General features: G+C 71.3%; 16 protein-coding genes. 8 read left to right on the top strand and 8 right to left on the bottom strand.

Annotation, left to right across the window (positions count from 1 at the left end; genetic code table 11):
• Nucleotides 1-286: 286 nt before the first annotated feature.
• Nucleotides 287-1,456: a protein-L-isoaspartate O-methyltransferase gene (locus ACFVU7_RS07550; protein WP_388044614.1), complete on the bottom strand. Its 1,170-nt coding sequence runs from the start codon at nucleotides 1,454-1,456 to the stop codon at nucleotides 287-289.
• A gap of 421 nt (nucleotides 1,457-1,877) precedes the next feature.
• Between ACFVU7_RS07550 and ACFVU7_RS07545 the strand changes: the two genes are divergently transcribed.
• Nucleotides 1,878-2,582 (top strand): hypothetical protein, encoded by a 705-nt coding sequence (locus ACFVU7_RS07545; RefSeq protein WP_388044613.1) that lies wholly within the window; start codon nucleotides 1,878-1,880, stop codon nucleotides 2,580-2,582.
• Nucleotides 2,583-2,725: 143 nt separating this feature from the next.
• On the opposite strand, the gene ACFVU7_RS07540 is transcribed toward ACFVU7_RS07545, so the two are convergent.
• Both ACFVU7_RS07540 and ACFVU7_RS07535 read right to left on the bottom strand, forming a co-directional pair.
• Nucleotides 2,726-3,253 (bottom strand): GNAT family N-acetyltransferase, encoded by a 528-nt coding sequence (locus ACFVU7_RS07540; protein WP_388044612.1) that lies wholly within the window; start codon nucleotides 3,251-3,253, stop codon nucleotides 2,726-2,728.
• A gap of 100 nt (nucleotides 3,254-3,353) precedes the next feature.
• Entirely contained in the window at nucleotides 3,354-3,788 is a 435-nt protein-coding gene (locus ACFVU7_RS07535; RefSeq protein WP_388044611.1) for an ATP-binding protein, read from the bottom strand.
• 186 nt (nucleotides 3,789-3,974) lie between these two features.
• Between ACFVU7_RS07535 and ACFVU7_RS07530 the strand changes: the two genes are divergently transcribed.
• The 6 genes from ACFVU7_RS07530 to ACFVU7_RS07505 all read left to right on the top strand — a co-directional run bounded on the left by ACFVU7_RS07530 (nucleotide 3,975) and on the right by ACFVU7_RS07505 (nucleotide 7,391).
• On the top strand, nucleotides 3,975-4,757 hold the full coding sequence (locus tag ACFVU7_RS07530) for a helix-turn-helix transcriptional regulator (protein WP_388044610.1): 783 nt from the start codon (nucleotides 3,975-3,977) through the stop codon (nucleotides 4,755-4,757).
• Complete coding sequence (locus tag ACFVU7_RS07525) at nucleotides 4,754-4,954, top strand: DUF397 domain-containing protein (RefSeq protein WP_388044609.1); 201 nt, start codon at nucleotides 4,754-4,756, stop codon at nucleotides 4,952-4,954. Before ACFVU7_RS07530 ends, ACFVU7_RS07525 begins: the two co-directional genes overlap by 4 nt.
• A gap of 221 nt (nucleotides 4,955-5,175) precedes the next feature.
• On the top strand, nucleotides 5,176-6,042 hold the full coding sequence (locus ACFVU7_RS07520; protein ID WP_388044608.1) for a hypothetical protein: 867 nt from the start codon (nucleotides 5,176-5,178) through the stop codon (nucleotides 6,040-6,042).
• Between the two features lie 72 nt (nucleotides 6,043-6,114).
• Complete coding sequence (locus ACFVU7_RS07515; RefSeq protein WP_388044607.1) at nucleotides 6,115-6,474, top strand: type II toxin-antitoxin system RelE/ParE family toxin; 360 nt, start codon at nucleotides 6,115-6,117, stop codon at nucleotides 6,472-6,474.
• 63 nt (nucleotides 6,475-6,537) lie between these two features.
• Complete coding sequence (locus tag ACFVU7_RS07510; RefSeq protein ID WP_063780013.1) at nucleotides 6,538-6,948, top strand: helix-turn-helix domain-containing protein; 411 nt, start codon at nucleotides 6,538-6,540, stop codon at nucleotides 6,946-6,948.
• A complete protein-coding gene (locus tag ACFVU7_RS07505) occupies nucleotides 6,948-7,391 on the top strand; it encodes a hypothetical protein (RefSeq protein WP_049649065.1) in 444 nt (147 codons plus the stop codon). Before ACFVU7_RS07510 ends, ACFVU7_RS07505 begins: the two co-directional genes overlap by 1 nt.
• 340 nt (nucleotides 7,392-7,731) lie before the next feature.
• On the opposite strand, the gene ACFVU7_RS07500 is transcribed toward ACFVU7_RS07505, so the two are convergent.
• From ACFVU7_RS07500 to ACFVU7_RS07485, 4 genes are all read right to left on the bottom strand, one after another.
• A complete protein-coding gene (locus tag ACFVU7_RS07500) occupies nucleotides 7,732-8,232 on the bottom strand; it encodes an ATP-binding protein (RefSeq protein ID WP_074001473.1) in 501 nt (166 codons plus the stop codon).
• 197 nt (nucleotides 8,233-8,429) lie between these two features.
• Nucleotides 8,430-9,674, bottom strand: a complete 1,245-nt coding sequence (locus tag ACFVU7_RS07495; protein WP_388044606.1) for an Ig-like domain-containing protein — start codon at nucleotides 9,672-9,674, stop codon at nucleotides 8,430-8,432.
• 178 nt (nucleotides 9,675-9,852) lie between these two features.
• Complete coding sequence (locus tag ACFVU7_RS07490) at nucleotides 9,853-11,106, bottom strand: Ig-like domain-containing protein (RefSeq protein ID WP_234348164.1); 1,254 nt, start codon at nucleotides 11,104-11,106, stop codon at nucleotides 9,853-9,855.
• A gap of 196 nt (nucleotides 11,107-11,302) precedes the next feature.
• A complete protein-coding gene (locus tag ACFVU7_RS07485) occupies nucleotides 11,303-12,589 on the bottom strand; it encodes an Ig-like domain-containing protein (protein ID WP_388044605.1) in 1,287 nt (428 codons plus the stop codon).
• A gap of 175 nt (nucleotides 12,590-12,764) precedes the next feature.
• On the opposite strand from ACFVU7_RS07485, the gene glgX reads away from it, so the two are divergent.
• A complete protein-coding gene (glgX, locus tag ACFVU7_RS07480) occupies nucleotides 12,765-14,930 on the top strand; it encodes a glycogen debranching protein GlgX (RefSeq protein WP_388044604.1) in 2,166 nt (721 codons plus the stop codon).
• Between the two features lie 7 nt (nucleotides 14,931-14,937).
• Here the strand turns inward: glgX and ACFVU7_RS07475 are convergent, their stop codons facing one another.
• Nucleotides 14,938-16,365: a family 2B encapsulin nanocompartment shell protein gene (locus ACFVU7_RS07475; RefSeq protein WP_375876971.1), complete on the bottom strand. Its 1,428-nt coding sequence runs from the start codon at nucleotides 16,363-16,365 to the stop codon at nucleotides 14,938-14,940.
• Between the last annotated feature and the right edge of the window lie 112 nt (nucleotides 16,366-16,477).

Here is a 16,477-nt window from a genome sequence, read left to right as displayed (position 1 = left end):
GCCGACTCCACTCCGAGGTGCAGTTCAGCGGCGGTGTCGGCGGCCATGGCCGCGTCGTCGCCGGGATCGAACAGCCGCAGGTCCGCGCGGGTCAGAAGCCCGGTGTCGAGAACCGGTCGGTGAACTCGGCGAGCACGGCGAACTCGGCGCGAGCGGGCGCCACATCCGCCGCGAAGTCCTCGTCCGACCCGGATCGCCGGAGAACGTCGTTCAGCGCGGCTCCATTGCCCGATGCGGCGGCCGCCCCGGGCGTGGGCGCGGGGGGGGTGCTCGGCAGGGCTCGCGGTCACCGCGTGGCCGGGTGCAGGCCGCCGATGGGCCATCTCGGGCCGGTGTCCGGGGCGCCCTGCCAGGCCCACTGGGAGTCGGGGGTGACGGTGATGCCGTAGTCGTACAGGTCGGGGCGGCCCAGCGCGTCCCACTGCGTCCAGGCGGCCAGCACCTCGTCGCCGAGGCGGCGCGGCCCGCCCTGGAGGAGCTGCGGCCCGCCGTCCGTACGGGGACGGATCTCGGCCCACGAGCGGTCCCCGTCGTGGACCAGGGTGGCGGGCCCGTCCTCGCCCTGCGCGGTGAACAGCACGGCGTCCGGGACGGCGACGCGCAGCGCGAACCGGAGGTGCCAGTCCTCCAGGCCGGCCGGGTCGCGGTCCAGTGCCCCGTGCGCCTCGGGCTCGGCACCGCCGCGCACCCGCGCGTAGGCGGCGGGCCCCGTGCTCGGTTGGGCCGGACCGGTCCGGTCGCCCATGAACTGGGCCAGGCCGTGGACCCAGCCGTGTGCGGCGGCGCCGTCGGCGGCGACGGTGAGGGCGACGTACCCCAACCGGCCCCAGGGGTAGACGATCCGCCCACCGGGCCGTACCGCCTCCACCCAGGACCAGGGCACGGTCTCGACGGCGTACGTGGCGTGCAGCCGGTCGACCTGGCCACCACCCGGCACCCCGCCGTCGGTGCCGTCGCCTGCCGTCACCTCGGCGTCGAGCCCGGCGGCCGCGAGTCGGGTGCGGGCGAACGCGGCCAGGTGCTCGTCGACTTCGGTGCCGACCACCAGCCTGGGCCCGGCCCGCCAGGCGGACAGTGCCGCCGTCCAGCCCTGGCCGGTGCCGAGGTCCCACACCCGGTGCCCCGGTTCCACGCGGAGGCTGTCCAGCATGTCCGCCACCACGGAGGGCGCGGACAACGACGACGACGGGAGTCCTCCGGTGAGCTGGGTGACGGCTGCGGAGTAGGCCCCGGAGTACAGTTCACCCGCCCAGCCGCCCGGATCCACCGCGCGGTCGAGCGGTGCGTAGGCCCGGCCGTCCCACCGCCACAACCTGTCCGGTGCGAACCCGTCCCGGGGCAGCGCGGCGAAGGCCTCGCGCAGCCACGGCGAGTCGGCCGGCCACGCCCCGCCCCGCTCCATCTCCGCGTGCAGGCGCGTCCGGAGCCCGGCCAGGCCCCCGTCGTCCGCCGTCACTTCTTATGCTTCCCGTTGCCCGGCGGCGGAACGTCGACCTTGCTGTCGCTGTTGTTCGGCGGCGGAGTCCCCTGCCCGGGGTCCGGCGGCTGCTTCTCGTGCTCGCCCATCGCAGCGTCCCTTCGGTCGTACTCAACGGTCGGCGACCAATCTGGCGCAGCACCGCACCAGGCGGTAGAGGCGTGCGGGAGCTGCCAGGGGCGCGTGCGCGTGTGTGTCCCGCCGGACCGTGCGAGGACCACCCCGACCGGCGCGAGAAGTCGGCTGGGCCGACTTCTCGCGCGGTCGGCGGATGGCCGCGCCACCCGCGACGGCCCCGGGTGTTCCGTCCTGTGGGGGCGAGGAGGCGGTTGCCGCCACTGGTGGCGGCGCCCGGAAAACCCCGGCGGGCCTTGCGGGCGCTGCCGTAGGATCCGGGCCCGTGCAGAGTGACGATACGACCGGGTCCGAGAGTGCCCAGGGGGCCGAGGAGCCCAGCGGCCTCCGGGCGATCTGGGCGAACACCCTGGAGCCGGTGGCTCCGCTGCCCTGGTACCGGCGGGTGCCCCGCAATGCCGTGATCGCGGGGGCCGTGGTCGTCGGCCTGTTCGCCGCGGTGACCGTCGCGGCGGTGACCGGGTTCGGCGCGCCGACGCGGCACCGGATCGTGCTCGCGGACCGGATCGGCGACCAGGTGCGGCTCCCGGACGAGGACAGCATCCTGACCCTGCGCGCCGACATCGAGCGGCAGATGACGGCCCTGCGGCCGTACCGGGAGCTGACGGTGGCCGGCTACGGCCCCGCCGGGGCGACCGAAACCACGCTGACCGTGATCGGGCTGACCGGTAGCTTCCCGGACGTCCGGCGGGAGCTGGACAAGTACTTCGGCACGGAGACGCAGACGACGGGCGCCCCGTCGGACGACCCGGTGGTGGTCGAGCGCCAGGACTACCCGGCCGGCCCCCTCGGCGGCGCGATGGACTGCGCGGTGCTCGACTTCCCGGCCGTGCCCCAGACCACCTGCGCCTGGGCGGACGGCAGCACCGTCGGCATCGTCGTCGATGAGACGGGCGCCAGTGGGCCCGGGGAACTGGCCCGGCGCACGCTGGACATCCGGGCCGCCGTCGAGGTCGAGGCGAAGGACTGACCGACGGTCCGGCCGGAACCGGCGACCAGCGGGGGACCCGGACCGGGAGCCGTGGAACTGACCTCCACCAAAGCGGTTGAGCGCGAGAAGTCGGCCCACCCGACTTCTCGCGCGGCCGGCGACGGGACCAGCGGCGGGGCCGGTCAGTCCCGGTGGGGCTCCGGGGACCACCGGCCGAGCCACTGGTCGGCGCCGAAGGCCTCGAAGCGCTCCACCTCGGTGAAGCCCAGCTTCGCGGCGAGGCGCATCGAGGGGAGGTTCGCGGTCTGGGTGGCGAGCACCACCGGCTCGCCGGGCAGTACGCCGGTGAACCAGTCGAGGGCCGCCGCGCACGCCTCGGCGGCGTAGCCGCGACCCCAGGCCTGCGGCAGGAACAGGTAGCCGAGTTCGGCCTGCTCACCGACCCGGCCGAGGCGCCCCGCCTCCTTGCGGAGCAGGACCTGGCCGATCGTCTCCCCGTCGCGATCGACGGCGAAGACCCCGGGGCTCCGGCTGGGCGCCCCGGGCATCTCGCGCTCGATCTCGTCCCGCGGCTTGGGCCCACCGAGGTAGGTGTTCACCTCCGCCGAGGCCAGCAACTCGACGAACGCCGCACGGTCCCGGGCCTCGGGCTCGCGGAGTACGAGCCGCTCGGTCCTGATCGGGGCGGGCGGCCAGGGCAGCGGGCGCATACAGGTCTCCTGATCCTCTCGGGCGCCGGTTGCCGACGCCGTCGAAGATCAGGACGCGCTCCGGCGGAGCGCCAGTTGCGCGTCTCCGCAGGTCGCGGGCTCAGCCGTGCGGGTTGGCCGGGGTGGGAAGGGCGAGTTCGCACCAGACCGTCTTGCCGATGTAGCCGTCACCGCGCAGGTGGGCGCCCCACGAGGTGGCCAGGGCGGCGACGAGTTCGAGGCCCCGGCCGGACTCGTCCTCCGGGGAGGCGTCGCACGGGGTCGGGAGGGTGGAGTTCGCGTCCGAGACCTCGATCCGGAGCAGGGAGTCGGTGGGGAGGAGGATCCGGACACCGATCATCCGGTCACGCGGGGAACGGGCGTGGCGGCAGGCGTTGGTGACGAGTTCGCTGAGGAGGATCAGCCCGGTCTCGGCGGAGTCGATGGGCACCTCCCACTCGAAGACCTGCCGGATGAACCGGATACGGGCACGGCCGGCGCTGCGGGGGAGTCGGGGGAACATCCACTCGACGACGTCGGCGGGCTGAGTGAGCATCAGAGTCCTTGGGGGTTGTACGGACGGCGTCACTCGGGAGAGCTGAGTTCGGCCACTTCACCCTTCAAGCGTCGGCAGCCGGGCATAGCCTCAGCAGTTACACCGCAGGTACAACGAGAGCTTGAACCGCCCTGTGACCAGGGCAGGGAGGGGCACGGGATCGTGGGCGCGCCGAAGGAAAACCCCATGGCCTGGAAGTACTGCGGCGATCAGATCAAGCGGTGGCGCGCGACGGCGGGCGTGACCCGGGAGCAGCTGAGCAGGGCGGCCTCCTACGACGTCGAGAGCGTGCGGTCGATGGAGGCGGGGCGGCGGAAGCCGACGCTCAAGTTGCTCCAGGCGGCAGATGATCTGTGTGATGCGAAGGGGATGCTGCTGGCGGCGACCGCATTCCTGCAGCCCGAGAAGTTCCCCTCCTTCTCGCAGGACTTCATGAAGTACGAACCCGAGGCAACTGTCTTGAGCTCATACGAGAACCAGCTCATCCCTGGACTGCTTCAGACCGAGGCCACTGTCCGATCCCTGCTGAACGCACACTGGCCTCCGCTGGACGACGACACCGTGGAGGAGCGAGTCGCAGCCCGATTGGCCCGGCAAGCGATCCTGAGCAATCAGACCAAGTCATTCAGCTTCCTCATCGACGAGTTCGCCCTCCTGCGCCAGGTCGGCACTGCCGCGGAACACAAGGAGCAGTTGAATCACCTCCTTGATGCCGGCAAGCCCAGGCACATCGACATTCAGGTAGTACCTGCCCGATGCCTTCACCCAGGAGTCAATGGCGCATTCGTCCTGCTGGAGACCGCCGATCATGAACGCCTCGTCTACGAGGAAGGGCAGTCCATGGGCTTGCTGTCTGCCGACCCGGAGAAGGTGAATCTGTTGTGGCAGCGCTATGCAATGATCCTCCGGCAGGCCCTCAGCCCCGAGGAGTCAGCCACTTTCATCAACAAGTTGGCAGAGGAGCTATGAGCACCGACCTGGCCTGGGTGAAGTCGAGCTACAGCGGCACAGAGGGCGGCAACTGCGTCGAGGTTGCCTCCGCCCCCTCCACCGTCCACGTCCGCGACTCCAAGGACAAGGCCGGCCCGACCCTCACCTTCTCCCCCGAGGCCTGGTCCGCCTTCGTCGCCTTCGCCTCCGAAGCTCAAGCAACACGAGCCGAGTGACCCCTTAATGGAACGGTGAGGTAACTACCCCCCTCCCCTCCCAACCACCCCCGCACACAGCACATATGACTTATCGTCACGACTACACCACAGCCGGTTCCCCCGTGTAGCGTGCGCACCAACGAAACAACCCCCGCCGGTGCTACCAACACCGAACGGGGGTCTGACCGGCACGATCGAAATGCGAGCTCGATCCTGTGGCTACCCACGACTCTACCGCCATGGCCACCCCTGGGTACGGCAAGCAGTCCGCCCCGGAGCAACTCCCCCGCTCCGCCGCCGACTTCAGGCATCTCCCGGCCCGCGAGGCCTACCTCGCCTCGCTCATCGACCGGCTCCCCGACGGCGCGGCCATGGACGCGAAGACCCTCGCCGTCCTCCAGCCCCACTACGGGCAGATGGCCTGCCGCTCCGCCCTCACCAAGCTCTCCACCGCAGGTCACCTGCGTCGCGTCCGCGAGCGCCTCGACTCCCGGCAGTGCCGCTGGGTATTCCGCACCTACTTCTCCCGGACGCCCCGCTCCGACGGCTGGTGGGCGCACTTCCTCTCCACCGGGGAGGCGTCAACGCCCGCCGCACCCGATCCCCCCAGGGAGCGAACGCTCAACCGCACCTCCCCGACCTCGGCCGCCTACGCCGCCCTCGCCGGCCTCGGCCTGGTCGACCCCCGCCTCGCCCTCTCCGCCGCCGACTGCGCCGCGCTCGAACCGCTGGCCGCCGAGTGGCTGGACCGGGGGACCACGCTCCCCCTCTTCACCGCCGCGCTCACCGCGAACCTGCCGCCGGACATCCACAGCCCGGCGGGCTTCACCCGGCGCCGCCTGATCGACAAGCTGCCACCCGAGCGCCCGCAGTCCCCGCGACCCCCGCAGCCGGTCCCCATCCCCGAGTGCACCAACTGCCGCACCCCCTGCCGCCCGCACGCCCTCCTCGGCGGCCTCTGCCGCGCCTGCCGCAGCACCCCCGGCGCCCCACCGGCCGCACCACCCCGCCCGGGCGCCCTCTCCCCGGCCGCCGTCCACCGCCACGCCGCCCGGATCCGCGGCACCCTTCGCGATCACAACAGCCAAGCGGTGCACATCCGTTGACATGTCGACCGAAGCGGGCAGGGCCCTAGACTTCCTATAAACAGATTGGGCGAGACGCATGGCGGGTGAGCGTTGGACGAACGACAGTGGGCCTTCTACGAGGGCGCGGACGGATCGACGCCGGTGCGCAAGGACTTGGAGAAGGCCCGTCTCGCGTCCCACGAGGAGACCAAACTCGCCGTTCTGATGCGGCGGGTCCAGGAGAGGCAGACCCTGCCCGGCGACGTCAAGAGCCTCGGGAGCGACCTCCTTGAGGTTCGGCTCACCGGCAACCGCCGCATCTTCCGGCTCCTCTACGCCGAGGAGGCCGACGGTCTCGTGCTCCTCGCGCTGTCCTTCTTCCAGAAGAAGACCCAGAAGACCCCGCCGAGCGAGCTCAGCACAGCTGAGAAGCGCCTCAAGGATTGGCGGAACCGTAACCCAAAAGACTGAGCACCCGGTTCTCGGTATCGGCTTTGGGCGATACTGTTGAATCAACGGGAGGGTAGGGAGACCATGGCACCCACACTGCATGATCTACTCGGCATCGACCCGGACGACCCCCACACCGCAGCGGGCCTGGAAGACGCCGAGGCCTACGCCGCACTGGTGGAGACGCTCGTCGTGGCCCGCCAGAAGCGCGGCCTCACCCAGCGCGAGGTCGCACAGCGCATGGGGACATCCCAGTCGACCGTCTCCGAGTTCGAACGCGTCGGAGGCGACGCCCGCTACTCCACCCTGCAGCGTTACGCGCGGGCCGTCGATGCCCGGCTCCACAGCATGGTCGACCACACCTGCTCGGCCGTCGCACCGGCCTGGCAGCCGGCCCCCGTGGAGGTCGAGGTCCACGTGGCCGTCCGTGAACGGGGGCCCGGGCCACGACCCGCGGCCTGGGAGCCGGACAGCCAGAGGCCGGTGACGGCGTGATGGCGGGTCGGTCCACCGACAGGCCGACTCGGCGATTCGCGTCCGTCGGCGAGATCACCGAGGCCGCCGAACTCCTGGACGTCACGTTCCTGGAGGTCTCAGGCCGTCGGCTCTTCGACCAGCAGGAGGATCGCGAGGAGGCGGAGAGCCGGACGACACTCCTCACATGGCTCCGCGAGCGGGACGGCGGAACCGTCCTGGAAGTGCGGTGCCGCCTTGAGCTGGCCGGCACCCAGGCGGACTTCGCCGTCGATGCGACGGCCGCGTTCTCCGTCGGCGAGCCGTTCGAACTGGCGGAAGACCTCCAGCGGCAGTTCATCGAGCAGATCGGGGTCACCGTGCTCTACCCGTACCTGCGGGAGTCGCTGCACAGCACCGCGACGAGGCTCGGCGTCGACACCCCGATGCTCTCGCTGCGCAACCCCTGGCAGCCGACGAAGTAGGCAAGCAGGCCCGTGATCATGAATATTCACAGGCGGCAGCGTTAACCTATGCAAAATCCAAAGGTGAACTACGTAACATGCCTTGCATTCGAAGTCATCTGGTTTGCCCGCATGCTGAGATCCATGCGATAGTCGAAGCAGCCCAACGGCGGGCGACACCGCACGCCGCCCTGGGTTGATGACTTCGGCGGGCCCGACCTGGCACTGCCGACGCCCATCGCGCGGCACGCACCCCCTTGGCCGGCGCGATGACTTGCAAGGGCCCCCGCCCGCCGGACCACGGCGAATCCGGGGGCCCTGCGCGTTTCCCCACAAAAAAAGCGCCGACCGGCCGGACGCCTCAGCCCCGCTCGCGCACCTTCAGCTCGAACCAGACGCCCTTGCCCCGCGGCAGCAGGTCCGCGCCCCAGCGGTCGGCGAGGTCGTCGACGACCCTCAGCCCCCGCCCACGCTCGTTCACCGGCTGGGCCTCGGCGAGGATCATGCAGGGCAGCGCCCGGGAGGAGTCCCGGACCTCGATCCGGAGCCAGCCGGGCTTGCGGCTGACGTGCAGTCCGATGGTGCGTCCGGCCGCGTGCCGCACCGCGTTGGACACCAGCTCACTGGTGAGCAGTTCCCCGGCCTCCAGGTGCTGGTGGAGCTCCCAGGACTCCAGGACCGAGAGCACCAGCCGACGGGCCACCGGGCCCGACTCCGGCCGGGAGGGCAGCCGTACCTCGTTGGGCGCGGACTGGTCGCACAGTCTGCTGGAATACATCTCCTCCAGCTCCGCGGAGGTGAGCCGCTCCAACGCCGAGAGCCCGCCGCCCTGGACGTCGATCCAGGACACTTCGGCGACCACGCCGGCCCCGGAAACCAATGACTGATCTGCTTCGCCCCAACCCGCCATGCGGACCATCATTGCGGAACGCAAGCAGCCGCGTACGGACAATGAGCAAACGATCTCTCCGCGTCGGCATATGCCGGATGCAAGAAGGGGTCCCCCCGGGCCGACTTCCGTCAATCCCGGGTTGACCCCTCCCCCACCTCAGCGGCGGTTTACCAGGCGCTCCACGGGACGTTCCAGCCGCTCAGCCCGTTCGACGGGTCGAGCGTCTCCTTCCGGATCGAGTTCTTCACGATCATCACGTCACCGATCAGCGAGCCGTCGTAGAACTTGCCCGCCGACGTGCCGGAGCCGCCGCCCTCGACGTCCTTGAGGCCCACGCAGCCGTGGCTGACGTTGTCCTCGCCGAAGGTCCTGCTGCTGCTCCAGTAGTTGCCGTGCACGTACGTGCCGGAGTCGGTGAGCCGCATCGAGTGCGGGACCTGGAGGTCGTACGGCGCACCGGTCATGCCGGGCATGCTGCTGGACTGCATCCGCACCACGCCCTCCTTGGACATGACCACCATCGTGCCGTTCCAGGTGGGGTGTTCGGGTGCGCCGGCGCTGATGTCGATCTCGCTCGACTGGCCACCCTGTACGACCGTCATCTTGTGCGCAGCGGCGTCAACCGTCGAAATCTGGGACCGCCCGATCGTGAAGGGCTCGTCCCGGTCCGCGCCGTACACCCCGGGGGCGATCTCGACGCTCTTCAGCCGGTACTTGACGGTCACCTTGGTGTCCGGCGCCCAGTACTGCTCGGGGCGGAAGTCCAGCCGGCGGTCGCCGAACCAGTGGCCCTTGACCACGGTGCCGTTGCTGGTCTCGAAGCTGATGCCGCGGGCGACCTCGTCCCGGTTCTTCACGTCCTTGCTGAAGTTCACCGAGACGATCATGCCGACGCCGTACGTGGCGTTGTCGTCCACGTTGTCCGAGGCCTTGGCGAGCGCCGTCGGGGTCAGCGTGGTGAAGTCGCTGTCCGCCGTGGCGACCGCGCCGTCGGCGTCCGCGGCCATCGCGCTGACCCGGTAGGCGGTGCCCACCTCCAGGCCCGCCGCGGGCGTCCAGGAGGCGCCGTCGGCGGAGATCGTCCCGGGGACCTCCTTGCCGCTCTTGTCGCTCACCTTGACGGTGGTCAGCTTGCCCCCGGTCGCGCCGACCTTGAGCGCGTTCGGCGCCACGTCCACCGAGCCGGCCTTGGGCTCGATGCTCACCGCGGCCGTGGAGACCTTCGGCGTCTTGCTGCTGGGCGCCGCCTCCGTGGGCTTGGCGCTCGCCGCGCCGGCCGCCAGATCGGCCTTGGCCGCGCTCCCCCCGCCCCCGTTCCCCCCGCTTGCCCCGCTGCCCCCACCGCAGGCGGCCGTCAGCGCCATCGCCCCGCCGACCAGACCGACGGCCACCACTCTGCGTATCGACCTCATCGTCGATTCCCTCCCTCAGAAGATCCGAGAAACTCCCCGTGGACCCGACGGACCCGACCGGTATACGCAACCGGCCACCGGAAAGGTTGCGCCATGCGCGGGGCTGCTCGCCCCGGAAACCGCGGCGGCCCGACCCCAACGAGTGAGGACCGGGCCGCACGACAGACGCCGAAGGGGCCTACCAGGCGGCCCAGTCGACGTTCCAGCCGCCGAGCCCGTTGGAGGGCGCGACGGTCTTCTCCTTGGTGTTCACGACCTTGATCGGGTCACCGATCATCGAGTCGTTGAAGAACTTGCCGGCGACGGAGGAGTCGCTGCCGCCCTTCACGTCCTGCATCGACACGCAGCCGTGGCTGGCGTTGGTCTTGCCGAACGGGCTGGCCCAGTAGTTGCCGTGCACGAAGGTGCCGGAGGTGGTCAGCCGCATCGCGTGCGGCACGTCCTGGATGTCGTACTCGCCGCCGAGACCGACGGTCTGCGAGTTCATCCGGGTGACCTTCTCCTTGGACATGACCACCATCGTCCCGCCCCAGGACGGCGTGGCGTCCGCGCCGAGGGTGACCGGCAGGGTGGTGCTCTTGCCGTCCCGCTCGACGGTCATCTGGTGCGCCTTGGCGTCCGCGGTGGAGACCATCGACCGGCCGATGGTGAACGGCTCGTCCTTGTCCACGTCGCCGTAGATGCCGGGGGCGACCTCGACGTTCTTCAGCCGGTACTTGACGGTCACCTTGGTGCCCGGCGCCCAGTACGCCTCCGGGCGGAAGTCCACCCGGCGGTCGCCGAACCAGTGGCCCTTCACCACGGTGCCGTTGCTGCTCTCGATGGAGATGCCCTTGACGACGGCGTCCTTGTTCTTGACGTCCTTGTTGAAGTTCACCGAGACGATCATGCCGACGCCGTAGGTGGCGCCGTCGCTGATGTTGTCGTTGGTGGAGATCTTCTTCTCCGGCGTCAGCGTGGTGAACGAGGTGGTGGACGCGGCCACCAGGCCCTCGCCGTCCTTCGCCTGGGCGTTCACCTTGTACGCCATGCCGACCGCGAGCGCGCCCGCGGGCTTCCAGCCGGAGCCGTCCGGGGTGATCGCGCCCTCGACCGGCTTGCCGTCCTTGTCGGTCACCTCGACCGTCGTCAGCTTGCCGTTCGAGACGGACACCTGCAGCCCGTTCGGCGGGACGTCCAGGGCTCCGTCCTTCGGCTCCACGGCCAGCACCGCGGCCGAGGGCTTCGGCGTGGCCGACCCGCCCCCGTCCGCCGCGGCCGAGGCCGCGCTGCCGCCGCCCGAACCCCCCGTACCGCCCGAACCACTGCCCTTGTCGTCGCCACAGGCCGCGGTGAGCAGCAGTACCCCGCCCATGACCAGCGCCATCGCACTCTTCCGCCCGTAGCGGTTGGTGGTGCGTATCGCGGTGCCGGCCGTCTTCCCCGTCTTCACGGTTTCTCCCCTCCCGGTATTCACTCTCTTGACGCGTTGAGTGCCCCCGTGAGTTGCACCGGACGTGGATCTTTCCGGGCCGGGCTGCGGGCGCGCCGGAGCAGGATAGCTAAGCCGTCCGAGTGAATCCTGAGAGGAGTCGGTTGACGCGGGCGTGAAACCGTGGTGAAGACAGGACGTAACGGGCGAACGGGACTTACGGCAGCGCCGAAGCCGACGGAGGAGCCGCCGAAGCGGACGCGGTGGCCGCCACCCCCCGGCCCAGCGCGCTCCCCGCCACCCACTGCTCCCACGGCACGTTCCAGCCGTTCAGCCCGTTCTGCGGCGGCACGAAGTCCCCGGAGGAGGCCTTCACCTCCAGCACGTCCCCCTCCAGGGTGTGCTCGAACAGCCAGCCCGCCGGGGAGTCCTTGCTCGCCCCGCCCTTGGCATCGGACAGCCCGATGCAGCCGTGACTGGTGTTGGCGGCGCCGAACACCCCCGGGTCCGCCCAGTAGTTGCCGTGCACGAAGGTGCCGGAGGCGGTCAGCCGCATCGCGTGCGGGACGTCCTTGATGTCGTACTCGTCGCCCATGCCGACGGTCTGCGAGTTCATCCTGGTCACCTTGTACTTCTCCGACACCACCATCACCCCCCGGTAGGTGGAGTGGTCCCGGCTGCCGCCGGAGACCTTGAGCACCCGGACCACCTTGCCGCCCTGCCCCGCCCGGACGGTCAGGGTGTGGGCGTCCAGGTCGACGGTGGAGACCTGCGCCCGCCCGACGGTGAAGTGCAGCTCCCGGCTCTGGGTGCCGTACTCCCCCGGCGCGCCCTGCACGTCCTTGAGCCGCAGCGCCACCGTGACCCTCGTCCCGGCCGCCCAGTACGCCTGCGGGCGGAAGTCCAGCCGCTGCCCGTCGAACCAGTGCGCGGCCACCGGCACCGGCGGATCGGCGGTGACCTGCACCGCCTTCTCCACCGCCGCCCGGTCGGTGATCGGACGGCTGAACCGCAGCGAGACCGGCATCCCGACCCCCACCGTGGAACCGTCCTCCGGGGTGAAGAACGCCACGAAGGTGTGCGTCGGGGTGACGGTCGTGAACGCCGAGTGCTGGGCCGCCCGCTGCCCCTGGTCGTCCTCCGCCACGGAGTCCACGGTGAAGGCCGTCCCGAGCGGCAGCGGCCCGTCCGGCGCCCACGCGCCGCCGTCGGCCGCGATCGTGCCCGGCACCTCCGTGCCCTTCCCGTCCGCCAGCCGCACCGAGACCAGCCGCCCCTGCGCCACCGTCACCCGGACGGCCCCCTCCGGCCGCACGTCCTGCGCCCCGTCCACCGGCTGCACCGAGAGCACCGCCCGCGAGGGCGCCGCCGGGGCCGTACGCCCACCCGGCCCCACCGCGTCCCCGTCCGGCACGACCGGAGGCCCGCCGCACCCCGCCAGGACCGCCACGCAGCAGGCCACCGCCGCCACGCCCCGCGCCCACACCCGTCCACGGCGCCGCATCCCGGGGCCCTCCCACTGTTCAAGTCCGATGCCCGGAACAACGAGAACCCTCCCAACGAAGACACGCCGCCCCCGAAACCCCCGCTCCCGAAACCCCGGACCGCTTCCGGCCAACACATTCCGGGAAAGAGAAGGTGAATGGACCCAGAACACCCCGCCCAGGGAGGCCCCCGCCATGGCGTCAGAACAGCAGCTGAACCCCGGCAGCTGCCAACCCCTCGGCGCCCGCTACCACCTGGACCGCACGGGCCGGCGAGGCACCAACTTCGCCCTCTGGGCCCCCGCCGCCGAAGCCGTCGAACTGTGCCTGTTCGACGAGGACGGCCAGGAGACCCGCCACCACCTCACCGAGCAGGACGTCCAGGTCTGGCACGGCTTCCTCCCCGGCGTACGCCCCGGCACCCGCTACGGCTACCGCGTGCACGGCCGCTGGGACCCGTGGACCGGCGCCCGCTGGAACCCCGCCAAGCTGCTGCTCGACCCGTACGCCCGCGCCGTCGACGGCTGTTACACCTCCCACGACGCCGCCTGCGCGGCCGTCCGCAACTGGCCCGAAGCGGACGTCGCCGACACCGTCCGGGACAACCGCGACTCCGCGCCGTACGTGCCCAGGTCCGTGGTCGTCCACGACGAGGACGACTGGTCCGACGACCGCCGCCCGAAGACCCCGTGGGCCGAGACCGTCCTCTACGAGCTGCACGTGCGCGGCTTCACCATGCGCCACCCCGACGTCCCCCCGCCCCTGCGCGGCACCTACGCCGGCCTCGCCCACCCCGCCGCCCTCGCCCACCTCACCCGCCTCGGGGTGACGGCCGTCGAACTGCTGCCGGTGCACCAGTACGCCAGCGAGGACCACCTCCAGGCCCGCGGCCTGGTCAACTACTGGGGCTACAACACGATCGGCTACTTCGCCCCGCACGCCGGCTACTCCGCCTCCGGCTCCCGCGGCGGCCAGGTCGGCGAGTTCAAACGGATGGTCCGCGCCCTGCACGCCGCCGGGATCGAGGTGATCCTGGACGTGGTGTTCAACCACACCGCCGAGGGCGCCGAACTCGGCCCCTCGCTCAGCCTCCGCGGCATCGACAACGCCGCCTACTACCGCCTCCCGCCCAACCGCCCGCGCGGCTACGCCGACTACACCGGCTGCGGCAACACCCTGGACACCCGCCGCCCCCAGGTGATCCGGCTGGTCACCGACTCGCTGCGGTACTGGGTCACCGAGATGGGCGTGGACGGCTTCCGCTTCGACCTGGCCGCCGCCCTGGCCCGCGGCGGCACGAACGGCGGCGACGCCGTCGACACCGACCACCCCTTCCTCGCCGCCGTCGCCCAGGACCCGGTGCTGAACCGGGTGAAGCTGATCGCCGAACCCTGGGACGTCGGCCCCGGCGGCTACCAGGTCGGCGGCTTCCCCCCGCTGTGGGCCGAGTGGAACGACAAGTACCGCGACACCGTCCGGGACTTCTGGCGCGGCGCCCGCCCGGACGTCCGCGAACTCGGCTACCGCCTCTCCGGCTCCTCCGACCTCTACCAGCGGGCCGGCCGCCGCCCGTACGCCTCGGTCAACTACGTGACGGCGCACGACGGTTTCACCCTGCGCGACCTGGTCTCCTACGACCGCAAGCACAACGAGGCCAACGGCGAGGACAACCGGGACGGCACCGACGACAACCGCTCCTGGAACCACGGCGCCGAGGGCGAGACCACCGACGAGCAGGTCAACCGGCTGCGCCTGCGCCAACTGCGCAACCTGACGGCCACCCTGCTGCTCTCCGCCGGCGTCCCGATGCTCACCGCCGGGGACGAACTCGGCCGCACCCAGGGCGGCAACAACAACGCCTACTGCCAGGACAACGAGGTCGGCTGGCTGGACTGGTCGCTGCTGGAACAGCCCGGCTGGCAGGAGCTGTGCGCGCTCACCGCCCGGCTGGTCCGGCTGCGCCGGGACCACCCGGTGCTGCACCGGCGGGCGTTCTTCTCCGGCCGGGCCACCACCCCCGGCGGCCGGCCCGACCTCACCTGGTTCACCCCGCGCGGCACGGAGATGACCGAGGCCGACTGGTTCGCGCCGACCGCCTGCCTCGGCATGCTGCTCTCCGGCTCCGCGCTGCCCGAACGCGACGAGGCCGGGCGGCCGATCGGCGACGACGGCTTCCTGCTGCTGCTCAACGCGGGCCACGAACCGGTGGTGTTCACCCTGCCCGCGGCGGCGCCGGCCCCCGGCTGGGAGCCCCTCGTCGACACCGCCGCCGTACACCCCGACGAACCGGCCCCGGCCGGCACCGTCGTACTGGGCGGGCGCTCGCTGCGGCTGCTGCGCGCGCCCGCCCCCGCCACGTAGCCGGGGCTCAGCTCCCGGCGTGCCCGAGCTCGACGTTCTCCAGCACGCCGATCGCGTCCGGCACCAGCACCGCCGCCGAGTAGTAGGTGCTCACCAGGTAGGAGGCGATCGCCTTCTCGTCGATGCCCATGAAGCGGACGTTCAGGCCCGGCTCCACCTCGTCCGGGATGCCGATCTGGGTCAGGCCGACCACGCCCTGGTTGTCCTCGCCGACGCGCATCGCGATGAACGCGCTGGTCTGCTGGTCGGACACCGGGATCTTGTTGCACGGGAAGATCGGCACCCCGCGCCAGGTCGGCCGCTGCTTGCCGAGGACGTCGACGGTGGACGGGTAGACGCCGACCCGGTTGCACTCCCGCTCGAAGGCCGCGATCGCGCGCGGGTGGGCGAACAGGTAGTCGGTGTCGCGGCGCATGCTCAGCAGCTCGTCCAGGTCGTCCGGGGTGGGCGCCCCGGCGCGGGTCTGGATCCGCTGGTCGAAGTCGGTGTTGCCGAGCAGGCCGAACTCCGGGTTGTTGATGATCTCGTGCTCCTGCCGCTCCCGCAGGGCCTCGATGGTCAGCCGCAGCTGCTCCTCGGTCTGGTTCATCGGCTGGTTGTAGAGGTCCGCGACCCGGCTGTGCACCTTGAGCACGGTCTGCGCGACGCTCAGCTCGTACTCGCGCGGCCGCAGCTCGTAGTCCACGAAGGCGCCGGGCAGCTCGTACTCGCCCTGCCGGCCGGCCGCGAGGTCGATCTCCGCCTCGCCGTGCTCGTTCTGCGCCTGCGCCGCGTCCGCGGCGAAGCCCAGCAGCTGCTCGCGCAGCGACTCGGAACGGCCGATCAGCTCCTGGAGCACCGGCCAGGACAGCGCCATCGCGACCCCGGAGGTGCTCGCCTTCACGGTGTACGGCCAGCTGCCGCCGCCCTCGGTGATCGCCTCGTCGCCGACGTGGTCGCCGTCGGCGAGCGTGCCGAGCACCGTCACCTCGCCGTACTTGCCGGTGCCGATCCGGTCCACCTTGCCGTGCGCGATCAGGAACACCTCCTCGATCGGCGCCCCCTCCTGCACCAGCACCTCGCCCTGCGCGAAGTCCCGCTGCACGAACCGGCGGGCCAGCTCGGCCAGCACCTCCTCGTCCTCGAAGCCGCGCAGCGCCGGGACCTCCGCCAGCGAGGGGGCGATCACCGTCACCGCGGCGCCGGTCTTGGCGAAGCTCACCCGGCCGCGCCCGGGCGCGTAGCTCAGCCGCCGGTTGACCCGGTAGGTACCCGCGCTGACCTGCACCCACGGCAGCATCTTCAGCAGCCAGCGGGAGGTGATCTCCTGCATCTGCGGCTTCGACTTGGTCGTCGTCGCCAGGTTCCTCGCCGCGGTCGTGCTGAGGCTGAGCTGGGCCCGTACCTGCACGATTGCCGAGCCGGGGCCGGGGGTGGGCTCGGTTTCGACCGTCATCTGTGCACTCCTGTCACTCACGCACCACTGGACATCCGTACAGGACGTGTCATCGGCTCATCGGCAGGCGCCCGCAAGAGGCGCACGGCGCACTCCTACCTGCACGAATGGC

The sequence above is a fragment of the Kitasatospora sp. NPDC058046 genome, assembly GCF_042885595.1.
Classification (GTDB): domain Bacteria; phylum Actinomycetota; class Actinomycetes; order Streptomycetales; family Streptomycetaceae; genus Kitasatospora.
This window is presented reverse-complemented; position numbering and strand designations above follow the sequence as displayed.

Excerpts from the sequence above, each read along its gene's own strand:
- ACFVU7_RS07540 (WP_388044612.1), bottom strand. The coding sequence starts at position 3,253 with ATGCGCCCGCTGCCCTGGCCGCCCGCCCCGATCAGGACCGAGCGGCTC.
- ACFVU7_RS07535 (WP_388044611.1), bottom strand. The coding sequence starts at position 3,788 with ATGCTCACTCAGCCCGCCGACGTCGTCGAGTGGATGTTCCCCCGACTC.
- ACFVU7_RS07530 (WP_388044610.1), top strand. The coding sequence starts at position 3,975 with ATGGCCTGGAAGTACTGCGGCGATCAGATCAAGCGGTGGCGCGCGACG.
- ACFVU7_RS07525 (WP_388044609.1), top strand. The coding sequence starts at position 4,754 with ATGAGCACCGACCTGGCCTGGGTGAAGTCGAGCTACAGCGGCACAGAG.
- ACFVU7_RS07520 (WP_388044608.1), top strand. The coding sequence starts at position 5,176 with ATGGCCACCCCTGGGTACGGCAAGCAGTCCGCCCCGGAGCAACTCCCC.
- ACFVU7_RS07510 (WP_063780013.1), top strand. The coding sequence starts at position 6,538 with ATGGCACCCACACTGCATGATCTACTCGGCATCGACCCGGACGACCCC.
- ACFVU7_RS07505 (WP_049649065.1), top strand. The coding sequence starts at position 6,948 with ATGGCGGGTCGGTCCACCGACAGGCCGACTCGGCGATTCGCGTCCGTC.
- ACFVU7_RS07495 (WP_388044606.1), bottom strand. The coding sequence starts at position 9,674 with ATGAGGTCGATACGCAGAGTGGTGGCCGTCGGTCTGGTCGGCGGGGCG.
- ACFVU7_RS07485 (WP_388044605.1), bottom strand. The coding sequence starts at position 12,589 with ATGCGGCGCCGTGGACGGGTGTGGGCGCGGGGCGTGGCGGCGGTGGCC.
- glgX (WP_388044604.1), top strand. The coding sequence starts at position 12,765 with ATGGCGTCAGAACAGCAGCTGAACCCCGGCAGCTGCCAACCCCTCGGC.
- ACFVU7_RS07475 (WP_375876971.1), bottom strand. The coding sequence starts at position 16,365 with ATGACGGTCGAAACCGAGCCCACCCCCGGCCCCGGCTCGGCAATCGTG.